This is a genomic window from Nitrosopumilus sp. b2 (genome assembly GCF_014078535.1).
GTDB classification, from domain to species: Archaea; Thermoproteota; Nitrososphaeria; order Nitrososphaerales; family Nitrosopumilaceae; genus Nitrosopumilus; species Nitrosopumilus piranensis.
Window position 1 is genome coordinate 272,851 of record NZ_MU078702.1, and the last position, 12,346, is coordinate 285,196.

At 30.9% G+C, this 12,346-nt stretch carries 11 protein-coding genes; 7 read left to right on the forward strand and 4 right to left on the reverse strand.

Going from position 1 to position 12,346, the window contains the following annotated elements:
* The first annotated feature begins 80 nt into the window (after positions 1-80).
* Entirely contained in the window at positions 81-1,481 is a 1,401-nt protein-coding gene (locus C6989_RS01585; RefSeq protein ID WP_182126194.1) for a single-stranded DNA-binding protein, read from the forward strand.
* Here C6989_RS01585 and C6989_RS01590 read toward each other — a convergent pair.
* Complete coding sequence (locus tag C6989_RS01590; RefSeq protein ID WP_182126195.1) at positions 1,478-4,219, reverse strand: DEAD/DEAH box helicase; 2,742 nt, start codon at positions 4,217-4,219, stop codon at positions 1,478-1,480. The two genes, C6989_RS01585 and C6989_RS01590, sit on opposite strands and share 4 nt — an antisense overlap.
* Before the next feature lie 98 nt (positions 4,220-4,317).
* Entirely contained in the window at positions 4,318-4,971 is a 654-nt protein-coding gene (locus tag C6989_RS01595) for an ATPase domain-containing protein (RefSeq protein WP_182126196.1), read from the reverse strand.
* A 107-nt stretch (positions 4,972-5,078) separates the two neighbouring features.
* Between C6989_RS01595 and C6989_RS01600 the strand changes: the two genes are divergently transcribed.
* Together C6989_RS01600 and metK are read left to right on the forward strand one after the other, a co-directional pair.
* Complete coding sequence (locus C6989_RS01600) at positions 5,079-5,324, forward strand: U6 snRNA-associated Sm-like protein LSm6 (protein ID WP_012214473.1); 246 nt, start codon at positions 5,079-5,081, stop codon at positions 5,322-5,324.
* Positions 5,325-5,339: 15 nt separating this feature from the next.
* Positions 5,340-6,506, forward strand: a complete 1,167-nt coding sequence (gene metK / locus C6989_RS01605; protein WP_182126197.1) for a methionine adenosyltransferase — start codon at positions 5,340-5,342, stop codon at positions 6,504-6,506.
* Here the strand turns inward: metK and C6989_RS01610 are convergent.
* Positions 6,483-7,352 carry an NAD(P)H-binding protein gene (locus tag C6989_RS01610; protein ID WP_148702379.1) on the reverse strand — a complete coding sequence of 290 codons (870 nt, stop codon included), beginning with the start codon at positions 7,350-7,352 and terminating at the stop codon, positions 6,483-6,485. The genes metK and C6989_RS01610 overlap by 24 nt on opposite strands.
* An 89-nt stretch (positions 7,353-7,441) precedes the next feature.
* Between C6989_RS01610 and C6989_RS01615 the strand changes: the two genes are divergently transcribed.
* From C6989_RS01615 to C6989_RS01630, 4 genes are read left to right on the forward strand one after another with little or no spacing between them, the layout of a single operon-like run.
* A complete protein-coding gene (locus C6989_RS01615) occupies positions 7,442-8,527 on the forward strand; it encodes a cobalt-precorrin-5B (C(1))-methyltransferase (protein WP_148702380.1) in 1,086 nt (361 codons plus the stop codon).
* 31 nt (positions 8,528-8,558) lie between these two features.
* Positions 8,559-9,611: a cobalt-precorrin 5A hydrolase gene (locus tag C6989_RS01620; protein WP_148702381.1), complete on the forward strand. Its 1,053-nt coding sequence runs from the start codon at positions 8,559-8,561 to the stop codon at positions 9,609-9,611.
* Positions 9,608-10,360 carry a sirohydrochlorin chelatase gene (locus tag C6989_RS01625; RefSeq protein WP_148702382.1) on the forward strand — a complete coding sequence of 251 codons (753 nt, stop codon included), beginning with the start codon at positions 9,608-9,610 and terminating at the stop codon, positions 10,358-10,360. Before C6989_RS01620 ends, C6989_RS01625 begins: the two co-directional genes overlap by 4 nt.
* The gene (locus C6989_RS01630) at positions 10,350-10,991 is read left to right on the forward strand and encodes a precorrin-8X methylmutase (protein ID WP_148702383.1); all 642 of its coding nucleotides are present in this window, start codon (positions 10,350-10,352) and stop codon (positions 10,989-10,991) included. The genes C6989_RS01625 and C6989_RS01630 overlap by 11 nt, the downstream gene beginning before the upstream one ends.
* On the opposite strand, the gene C6989_RS01635 is transcribed toward C6989_RS01630, so the two are convergent.
* Positions 10,980-12,332 carry a cobyrinate a,c-diamide synthase gene (locus C6989_RS01635; protein ID WP_148702384.1) on the reverse strand — a complete coding sequence of 451 codons (1,353 nt, stop codon included), beginning with the start codon at positions 12,330-12,332 and terminating at the stop codon, positions 10,980-10,982. The two genes, C6989_RS01630 and C6989_RS01635, sit on opposite strands and share 12 nt — an antisense overlap.
* Positions 12,333-12,346: the final 14 nt, after the last annotated feature.

Consider the following 12,346-nt stretch of genomic DNA (forward strand, 5'->3'; position numbering starts at 1 on the left):
AAAGCGATCTAATTTGGTAAAGATTCAATACAATAAGATAATGAAATTTTTATTAATAGAATAAAGATAGAAATTATAAATTGTCTGAATTTGATAGTCTTATTGAAAAATTAATTGAGCAAAAACCAGAACTAACTAGAGAAATTATTGAAGAGCAAATAAAACTAAAAAAAGAGAAAATCGGTGCAGGGTATCTAACTGATCAAGGAGCTTTATTCTTAATTGCATCAGATTATGGTGTAACATTATCTGGACCACTAAAAGTTGAAATGAGTTTGAAGGATCTCTATGCTGGAGCAAAAGAAATATCATTAGAAACTAGAGTTTTGAATTTATCACCTGCAAAACAATTTTCAAGAAAAGACGGTTCTCCATTTTACCTTAGAACTATGACAGTATACGATGATGCAAACTCTACAGCAAGTGTGAAATTATGGGATGAAAAAGCCAACCTTCCTGGAATTGAAAATCTAAAACCAGGGGACTTGATTAAGATCATCAAGGCTTATGTCAAATCAGATCTTGATGGCTCACCAACAATCAACATTGGTTCAGGTTCAAATGTAGAAACTACTGATTCTGTAAGTGATATTCCAACAATTGATACAATCACAAAAGATGTAAGTGAGTTGGAAGAAGGTCAAAAAGATCTGGTTGTTTTAGGAGAAATTGATGGGATCATTAGCGGTATGGAATTTACAAATTCAAGAGGCATACCTGGAAAAGCGTTAAGAATGAGACTAAAAGGTAAAGATGGAAGTGGAATGAGAGTGGTTCTTTGGGGAAAAGATGAATCATCAATTCCAAATATGATTTCACAATCAGCTAAAGTAAGATTACTTGGTGTCAAGGTTAAATCTGGAAACCAAGGATTAGAAATTCATGGAAACGATGCAACAATAATTGAGATCGAGGGAGGAAAAGAGGCAGAACCAGTAATTGCAAGAATTCTTTCAATGTCATCAACAGAAAATGGGAGAACCATGATTTTAGCTGTAGATAATAAAAGGAATCTATACAACATTAGTGATTCATCAAATTCAACTAGCATTTGCGTAGAAGGAGATGTTATCGAATGCATGCCATCTAAAGCATATGGAAATTCAATTACACTTGATGAAAATTCCTTTGTAAGAAAACTAGAGAATGATGAAAATATTCCATCATTATCTCAAATTAGAACAAAAATTAATGATGTTAAAGTTGATGGTAATTATTGCATAGAAGCTATAATTTTGAAAGTTCCAGAAAGACGTGAAGTTCAAACAAAAACTGGAGAATCAATTGCACTTTCAGAAATGTTTGTAGAAGATGATACTGGACAAATTTGGGTAAAAGGATGGAGAAATCAAGCTAGACTAATTGATAAATGTGAATTAGGAGAAATTGTTTCAATAACAGGCCTTAATGCAAAAGCTGGACTAGAGGGAAGAATAGAAATGTTCTTAACAGCATTTTCTAAAATTACTAAAAAGAATTAAGAATCCCAAAAGCCTCTAGTAACTACATACTGTCTTTCTGCTTCATAGATCTGCTTTAGTAAATGTTCTTCATCAACCATATTTCGAAGAATTCGAGCAGCAGTATCTGCACCTACACCATAACCAGACATGACAATAATTGCAATCTTACCAAAATTTTCAACCAGAGACGACACTTTCCAGGCACGGTCTACCTTGTGTTTTTCTTCACGGGTCAATTTTTTGCCCTCATGTTTTTTTCTGATAATTTTAGGAAGATCATAATCAGAGTAAAACGTTGCAGTAATTTGGCGTCCTTTACAATAAGGACAAATTAGTATGTTTTTTACTTCGTTTGTTTCTACAACACGTTCCCATTTTCCACACCTAGCACAAATTAAACGGTGTTTTGTTTTATCTAATCTAGCTTTCACGAGATCTAAAATTCCTTTATCAAGATTAGTAGGAGAAGAATAGTACTTGGAGGTATGATCTAAGATAGGTTCTGCTAATTTTGAGAATTGATCAACTTCTAGCCATTTTACATGAATTTGATCTTCACGAATTTCTTTTAAGATTTTATCAGTATTTTTGAGATCGTATTTGTCATGGAATAATTCACGTAATGCCTCTTGAACAAGTGCAGTTTTTGAATATCTTTCATACAAAAATCGTGCAGATTTTCTTTCATAAATTGCACCACGTCCTACAATTCCAAACTTTTTTGCAACACACCAGGTTCTCCAATTAACATTATGAGTACCAGTAAGAGATGCAGTAACCATAGAAAATAAATCATAATCATCTTTTAAAACTTCAAGAAACAATTTTTCTGATATTCTTGATCTAGAGGATAATACTATCCTATAACCATCTGAACGAGAATCCACAATAGATCCCAACATAGATGACAACATGGAAGAAATTAATGTAGAAAGTGTAGAGTTAATTTTTGTACCAAAACAAGAGTGAAGTACAATTGAACCTTGAGATCTACTAGACTCAATTACTATGTTATTCTCATCAGAAATTTCATTAAAATTTAATTTTTCAATTGTTTTGTTTGTTAGCTGAAGTGAACCTGAACGCACTTTACTCCTAAAATTACCCACTTTTCTGGCGGTTTTGTAATCAATAGGAATGTTTTCACCCTCCCAATATGGAACTGTTATTCCCCCACCTCGAAATGGCTCAACATTTACTGTAAAGGATTTTTCATCAATATTTAGAATTCTCCATTGTGAACCTTTTAGAACAAAAATATTTCCAGAGTCACCAAAATCACCTACAAATCGCTGATCCAAACTTCCAATGATTTTTTTTCCTACACTGTCAAACACTTTGAATTTGAGAATATCAGGAATTGTAGAAAGATTTTCAAAATAATATTTGAAAGAACGGCCTTTCTTCCAAAAAGTCATCTTTGTTCTATCAAAAAAGATCAAATAATTTGAATCAAGTAAATCTAGAACATCTATAAGTTCTTTTAATTTTAAATTTCTAAATGGATAAGCTCTAGTTACCAAATCAAATGCTTTGTCAATTGAAATTTCTCCAATTTGCATTGTTAATCCAACAAGATGATGAGCTAGAACATCAAGTGAGCCATCATGAATTTTTTGCTCTTCAATAGAGCCCTCTTTAATTCTTTGAAGTATGGCCTGTGCTTCGTATTCATCGTCAGAATTATTTGTAATAATTAATCCTTTAGCAGATGCATTACGATTATGTCTGCTTCTTCCTATTCTTTGAACTAATTTAGACACTTGTCTAGGTGAACCGTAATGAATTACTAATTCAACAGAACCAATATCCAATCCCAATTCAAGAGAAGATGTACAAACAACAATTCCTCGTTTTCCTTCACGTAAATTTTGTTCAGTCTCTTCTCTGACTTCCTTTGAGAGAGAACCATGATGCAATTCAATTGGAATAGTAGATTTTTCTTTGAGTATTGAGGCTAAAAATTCAGATTCACCTCTGGTATTTGTAAACAAGAGGATAGGAGAATCCAAATCCAATTCAGACACATGTTCAACAATTTTTTCTGCCACATCAGAAATTGTTCCATTTACATATTTTATCTCCACATCATATTTTCTTACAGAGATATCTCTAATTATCTCACATTTTCTTTTGGTACCTACAATAAATTTTCCAGCTTCTTCAAAATTACCAACTGTAGCAGACAAACCTATTTTTGTAAGTGGAAATTTAGAATTAAGTTCCAATCGCTCAATACTTAGAGAGAGTTGAGTACCTCTTTCACTAGATAATAATTCATGTACCTCATCAACTACAATCCATTCTAAATCAGATAACGCATCAAGGTATTTGACTTGAGTTAAAAGAATAACTAAAGTTTCAGGAGTTGTGATCAGAACATCGGGAGGATTTTCAGTGATTTTTTTTCTATCTTTTTGTGTTGTATCACCATGCCTGATTTCAATACTTAATTCACTTTGATGAGCATATTTTGTAATTCTTCGAAAAACATCTCGGTTTAATGCACGTAAAGGAGTAATGTAAAGAGCTTTAATTTTTCCTGTTTTCTTAGAATTTTTCAATAAAGAAAAAATTGGGATTACAGAGCATTCTGTTTTTCCAGAACCAGTAGGAGCAATAACTAAACAATCTTTTTTTTGTAGAATTATTGGTGAAGCCTTTTTTTGAATTTCAGTTAAATTGGAAAAACCAAAATTCTCAAATAATGATTCATGAATCGGATTCATCTGGTGTTTTAGATCTTGATCTTTCATAAACAATTACACCAACTAACCCAAGTGTAAATAACACTACAGTAATAATCGGGATAGAGTCAAAAATTCCTGCCATTAGTAAAATTTCTCATTGACCGTTAAATATCTTCAGAAGAAGATAATCCTGATTGGTTAATCGTATAAGAAAATGAATTTTCTATAAATGCTGAGTAAATTTTTCCATTAAATTTTGAAGAATTTTTTGTTAGATGTATTTTGATATGAGTGAATGGGTCAATTGCATTTTTCATATTTTCAATTTCTTTTCCTTCCAAATTCCTTATCATATTAGTAATAATAACAGGAACTTTGTTAGATATTGCAAAATTAGCCAAATCATGCATGTATTTCATAAACAAAGAATTTTTCACAAAAATAGATTCATCATTTTTATATTCATAAGAAAACAAATCAGTTACATTATCAATCAAAATTAATGAAAAATTTTTGTCGATATTTTTGATTGAATTAATTTGTTCAGAAGTGTTAGTTAATCTTGAAACAGTAACTTGGTTAAGAAAACCTAATTGGGATTCAGAGATTTTTTGAATATCTAATATTCTTTCAGGTCTAAATCCTCCTGTTGTATCAAAATACAGGACATGACCTCCGTTCCTTATAGAATTTATTGCCAATTGTAATAGTAATTGAGTTTTTCCTGTTCCATTTTTTCCAAAAATATCTACAATTACACCATCTGGAATTCCCCCAGATAGAGATTTGTCTAATTTTTGTAAACCAGTTAAGATCATCGTGTTATTATTAGAAAAGTAAGAAAAAATTTAAGGAATTTCAATTTTCACAAAGGAGGTAAGGCTTTTATTCTAGAGAACAAAGTTGCAAATCAAGTGAACAATTAGTGTCTCAATCAAATAGCGCAAAAAGACCTCTAACAACTCTTCAGAAAAGTACAAAGAAGAAAGTTACTGTAAGACTGAAAAATGAAGTCGAATACAAAGGTAAAATGGATAATGTTGATTCATACATGAATTTGATAATGACAGATGCTGAAGAACTGCATGAAGGTAAAACTATCGCAAACTACGGTAGAGTTATTGTAAGAGGTAACAACGTATTATTCATTAAACTAGAAAATGAACTCTAGTAGGTAGTTAGTTTTATGACAAATAATTTTCTATTTACATCTGAATCAGTAACGGAAGGACATCCAGACAAAGTTTGTGATAATATTTCAGATGCATTTTTAGATGAATTCCTTAGACAAGATCCTGATTCAAGAGTTGCAGTTGAAACAATGGTAACAACTGATTTTGTTGCTGTTTCAGGAGAAGTAACATCAAAAGCTAATTTGGATAAAAAAGCACAAGAGGAATTAGTTAGAAAAACAATCAGAGAAATAGGATATGATAACAAAGATTTGATGTTTGATGCAGATACTTGCCAAGTAATTTTAAGATTACATTCTCAAAGTCCAGACATAAGTCAAGGGGTAACAGCGACTGAAGAAAAAGAGCAAGGTGCTGGTGATCAAGGATTAATGTTTGGATATGCAACAAATGAAACTGAGGAATTAATGCCTATGCCTATTTTGTTAGCACACAAACTTATTGAGAAACTATCTCAAGTAAGAAGAGACAAAACATTACCATGGGTAAGACCGGATGGAAAATCTCAAGTCTCTGTAAGATACCAAGATAACAAACCAACTAAAATTGAAACAGTGGTTGTATCTACTCAACATGCACCAGAAATATCTCAAGAAGAGATTGAAAAAGAAATCATTGACAAGGTTATCAAACCAGTATTAGGAGATCTATGGAATGATGACATTAAAATTCACATTAACCCAACTGGAAAATTTGTAATTGGTGGTCCACATGGAGATGCAGGCCTTACTGGAAGAAAAATCATTGTAGACACATATGGTGGTTTTGGAAGACATGGTGGAGGAGCATTCTCTGGTAAAGATCCATCAAAAGTAGACAGATCAGCTTGTTACATGTGTAGATATATTGCAAAGAATTTGGTTGCAGCAGGTCTTGCAGATAGATGCGAAGTCCAACTTGCATATGCAATTGGAGTTGCAGAACCAGTATCACTATACGTTAACACATTTGGAACAAACAAGATTCCTGAAAATAAAATCGAAGATTTAGTTAGAAAGAATTTTGATATGAAACCATCTGGAATCATTTCTCAATTAGATTTGAAAAGACCAATTTACAAAAAGACAGCATCATATGGTCATTTTGGAAGAAACGAGTCAGAGTTTGGTTGGGAAAAAACAAACAAAGTTGATGCTCTAAAACAAGGCGCCAGTCTTTAGTAATTCTTTAACTGATTGAAAATCCATTTTTGATAAATTTCTGAGTTTTTTGTAATCTCCAACAAAATTTCCTACTAGAATATTAAGATCATCTACGCTATAATCAAAGTTTGAATCATTTATTGCGAAATGATATGCTTTTTCAATATCCATGTAACATAGTTTGGTTTTTCTCTTTTGTAGAAATAGTTGAATGTATTTTTCAAATGAAATTATTTCAGGACCAACAAGATCCAAGATTTTGTTGTTAAATTTTTTATCAACAATAGACTGTAAAATTAATTTCGTAACATCATTTATCGAAATTGGTTGTATAGAGTATTTTCCAGAGCCTGGAATAATGATTTTATTTTTTTTAATAGATATTTTTAGATATTTAGTGAAAAGATCGTCTTTTCCTACAATATATGAAGGTCGAAAAATTGTATAGTTGATTTTTGAATCAATAATAGATTTTTCAGCCTTGAATTTTGATAAAAAATATCCTATTGAAGTATCAGAAGATACACCAAGTCCACTTACGTAGACAAATTTTTTGATGTTTGCTTTTTTAGATAAATTAATAATTTTTTGTGTTAATTGAAAATTTATTGATTCGTAATCAATTTTTGTAGATTGTTTTCCAATTCCTATAAGATGAATTAAAGCATCAGAGTTTTTTATATTAGAAAGAAGTGATTTTGGGTCATAGTTTTTTGAGATGATTTTGGTTTCATTTTTGAATGATTTAAAATTTTTTCGGGAGATAGAAATTAGATGGATATTTTTTTCAGATAAATATTTTCTAAGATTTTTTGCTACAAATCCACTGGCACCTGTAATCACAATTTGAAGCGGTTTATCCATAAGATTTCAAGTAATTTTTATTTTAAATCTATTTGGAAAATAAAAAATCCTAAACAAGAGTTAATACAGTAAAATGGATACACCCGATTGTGGCAGAAGAAAAAAAGCTAAGAACTGGGTATACAACAGGAAGTTCTGCTACTGCAGCATCAAAAGCAGCATTACTATCAATTATCAAACAACAAAAGATTGAAGAAATTGAAATTACCTTACCGAAAAAAACAACCATTAAGATTCCTGTAAATTTATGTCAATTTGAAAAAAATAAGGCAAAATGTTCTGTAATAAAGGATGGTGGAGATGATCCAGATGTCACACATGGTGCTGAAATTATTGTAGAGTTAAAATTCAATGATAACAAAAATCAGATTGAAATTGATGGTGGAGAAGGAGTAGGCATAGTAACCAAACCCGGTTTGGGTTTGGAAATCAATAAACCCGCAATTAATCCAGTTCCGAAAAAAATGATTAGAGAAAATCTTCAAGAGATAGGAAAAGATATTCTAAAAGAAAAAGGAATTAGAGTTGTAATATCAGTTCCAAAAGGAAAAGAATTAGGACCAAAAACAGACAATCCCAGAATAGGTATCAAAAATGGAATTTCAATTTTGGGTACAAGTGGCATAGTGATTCCATTTTCAACTGCGTCATATGCTGCATCAATTAGACAAAATTTGGATGTTTCAATTGCTATGGGAAATGACACAGTAGTGTTAACAACTGGAGGAAGAAGTGAAGATTTTGCAAAAAAGATCGTAGATCTTCCAGAGCATTGTTTTGTACAAATGGGAGATTTTTCTGGATATACTATTCAACAATGTGGTAAGAAAAATATCAAAAAAGCATATGTTGTTGGATTTATTGGAAAACTTGCAAAGATGGCAGCAGGAGTAAAACAAACTCATGTTAAAGGTTCTAAAGTAGATATGAATTTTCTAGCAGAATTAGCAAAAAAAGTAAATGCTGATGAAAAAATTATTGAGAGTATCAAAAAAGCAAACACAGCAAGACATGTATCAGAAATCATCCAAGAAAATAATGTAAATGGATTTTTTGAATTAATTTGTAGTGAAGTGTATAGACATATGCGAAAACACAGTGAAGAAAAAGTTCCAATTGATGTCATATTATTTGATTTTGAGGGAAATATTTTGGCAAGAGAACCAAAAGGGTAAGGTATTTTATTAAATCAACAAAGTTTTGAATATGGAGAAAATTTCAGTTCTTGCCATTACCAAAAATGGCATCAATATTGGTCAAAATCTTAAAGAGTTTTTTCCAAAATGGAGTGTTTTTGCACCATCCAAATTATCTAACCAAAATGACTCAATTACATGGTATTCAGGACCTACATCTGAGAAAATTGTTGAGCTTTTCAAAAATAATGATGCATTAATCTGTCTATTTTCTCTAGGTGCAGTAATTCGATTAATTGCACCTCATCTAAAAGACAAAAAAACAGATCCTGCAGTTATTGTAATTGATGACAAAACAAATTTTGTAATCAGTGTATTATCTGGACATATAGGTGGAGCAAATGAACTTACTGAAATAATTGCAAAAAAATTACAAGCACAACCAGTAGTCACTACAGCTGCTGATGTAAACAAAACTATTGCTGTGGATTTAGTTGGAAGAGATTTTGGTTGGAAAATAGAGGATGACTCAAATGTTACTAGAATTAGTGCACATATGGTAAATGAAGAGCAAATTGGTGTTTTTCAAGATGTTGGAAAAAGAAATTGGTATAAACAATTGCCAAAAAATGTTTCATTATATAACACCATAGAAGAATTGAAAAATTCAAAATCTAAAGCAAATTTAATAATTTCTGATAAAGTAATTGAAGATGATTTAGCATCTGAATCAGTTATTTACAGACCCCCAAGTTTAGTAATTGGAATAGGTTTACACTGGGATACATCAAAAGAAACTATCAAGGATGGTATCAATGATTGTCTAGATAAATTCAAACTTAGTTCAAAATCAATAGCAAAACTAGTTTCTATCAAAAAACCTGAAGATGTACAAGGACTAATAGATGTTGGAAAAGAGATGAAAATTCCAGTAGAATATGTTGAAAGAGAAGATTTGGCTAAGGTTACAGCCCCCAATCCTTCAGATACTGTAAAAGCTTTTGAGGGAACACCTAGTGTTTCAGAGGCAGCAGCAATCCTAGTGTCAAATGGCAAATTAATTGTAGAAAAACAGAAATTCCCACCAAATTTGACTATAGCCATAGCGAGGATTGAGAATTGAAACGAGGATTATTAATTATTGATAGAGGAAGTAGAGAAAGAGAAGCATCTGAAGAATTAGAGACTATTTGTGCAGGAATTAAGGCTAAAGGAAACTATGTTTTTACTGATTATTGCTTTTTGGAGGTAGAACCACCATTTATTGAAGATGGTATTTCAAAATGTCTCAATGAAGATATTGATTCACTAACTATAGTACCATATTTTCTGTATCCAGGAAAAAAGGTAAAACTCGCAGTAACTGATACAATGAAATTACAAAAAGACACACAAGTAAAATTTCTAATAACTAAACCAATGAGCATGCACAAAACTTTGGTAGATATTGTTGAAAATAGAATTGAAACTACTCTAAAAGAAAATAATGTTACATTATCTAACAAAGATGTTGATGTAATGATAATTGGTCATGGTAGTAAGGATCCTAATGCACAAATGTCCTTAAACTATATTGTAGATGAACTAAAAGGTTCTTACAGAAATGTTAGTCGTTGTTGGTTAGAAATTGAACAACCAGATATTTTTGAAGGAGTTAAAAAATGTGAGAAAGATCAACCAAAAATATTAGTAATTGTATTTTATTTCTTACACGAAGGTGCACATGTTAAAACTGACATTAATAATGATTTGATTCCAGCTCTAAAAGATTCAAATCTCGAAAATACTTTTATCACAAAACATATTGGAACTGATGAGAAAATTATTGATTTGATTATTGAAAGAGCAAAAGAGGTAGAAGATGCAAACTAAAAAAGGTCAATCAATTGAAGATGCAAGTATGCAGATGATTGAAAATGAGATTGGTTTTCATTCTTACAATGAAAAAGAATGGCCTATTGTAAGAAGAATCATTCACTCTACAGCAGATTTTGATTTTGCAGATAAGAATAGGATAATTTTTCACAAAGATGCAATTGAAAGTGGAATGAAAGCATTGAAGAGTGGTTGTAGTATTGTAGTTGATGTTAACGGAGTAATTGGAGGTCTCAATAAGCAAAATCCTAAAGATTTTGGAAATGATATTGTTTGTAATATCTCAAAACCTGAAATTATGGAATTGGCAAAAAAAGAAGGAAAAACACGATCTCAGGTATCAATGAGGATTGCAAAATCAGATATTGATGGAGGAATTGTAGCCATAGGAAATGCACCTACAGCCTTACAAGAGGTGATAAAAATGGTAAAAGAAGGAATTGTCAAACCTGCCCTAATCATAGGTATCCCAGTTGGTTTCATTTGTGCTGCAGAATCAAAAGAGGAATTATCAAAGTTAGAAGAGACACCATTTATCACAAATTTGGGTAGAAAAGGAGGCAGTTCTTCAGCATCTGCTATAATTAATGCAATTTTCAAGTTAATTCAAGCAGAGTCAGCTTCTTGAGTATTTTATGCAGTTTTTAACAAAATTTTCGGCATAATTAGAACTATCAAAATATAGATGCCCATACGATGCAAGAGAATTGTAATGAATCATGCCATCTTTGTGATTCTTAATACCATCACCAATATCTAATTCATAAACAAACTTTGAATCTGAAGATATTGAATCTAGTTTTGAATAGTGAAATTCATGACCTTGAATATTATGCGGTCTTTCAGAAATTATTGAACTCTTAATTTTTCCTTTAGTATAATTAAGTTTCATTTTTTTTGTCATAAGAGTTTCTGCATCAAAAAGACCAACCATTTTAAATTTTTTATTTTCTGATGAAATAGATTTTGTTAGATACATCAAACCACCACATTCTGCATATATTGGAAGATCATCTTCAGCAAGATTTTTGATTAGTTTTTTCATAATTTGATTTTTTGCTAGTTTAGATCCTAAAATTTCAGGGAATCCTCCACCAATGTATAATCCATCACATTTTGGAATTTTTTTATCATTAATAGGACTAAAAAATTTTAATAATGCACCTTCTCTCCTAAGGGCTTCTAAATTATCTTGATAATAGAAATTAAATGATGTATCTAATGCTACTGCAATTGTTGTTTTTGATTTTTTATGAACAGGTTTAGAGATTTTTGATAAGTCAGAAGTATTTTTTAGAATTTTTATAATTTGATCGATATCTAAATTTTTTGAAATTATTTTTGATATTTTTTGGATCTTTTTATATAATGTTTTATTATCTAAAGTAGAAAATAACCCGAGATGTCTTGATTCCAAATTAAGGAGTGGATCTTTTGGGATTATACCAATTATTGGAAGTTGAGTTTTTAGCAAAGCTTGTCTACAAAGATTTTCATGTTTTTTACTGCCTATTTTATTAAGAATAATACCTGATATTCTAGAATTTCTATGAAATTTTTGAAATCCTAATGCTGTAGCTGCAATAGATCGAGCAGTTTTACTTGCATCAAGAATTAAAATTACTGGAGATTTTGTTATTGTAGCAACATGATGAGTACTAGCATAATTAGTGTCACCACTAAACCCATCATAAAATCCCATTACACCTTCAATGACAGATATATTTGATTTTGAATTTGAGATAAAGCTAGATAGTAAATTATTTTTTCCCATCAACCAAACATCCAAGTTGAATGATTGATTATTTGAAATACTAGAAAGATAACTTGGATCAATATAATCAGGACCGACTTTGAAGGGTTGAATAGAATATCCTCGTTTTTTAAGTGCATAAATTATTGAACAAGTAATGGATGTTTTTCCAACTCCACTACTAGCACCTGCTAATACAATTCTAGGAATTTTCAATTGCATGAATAATA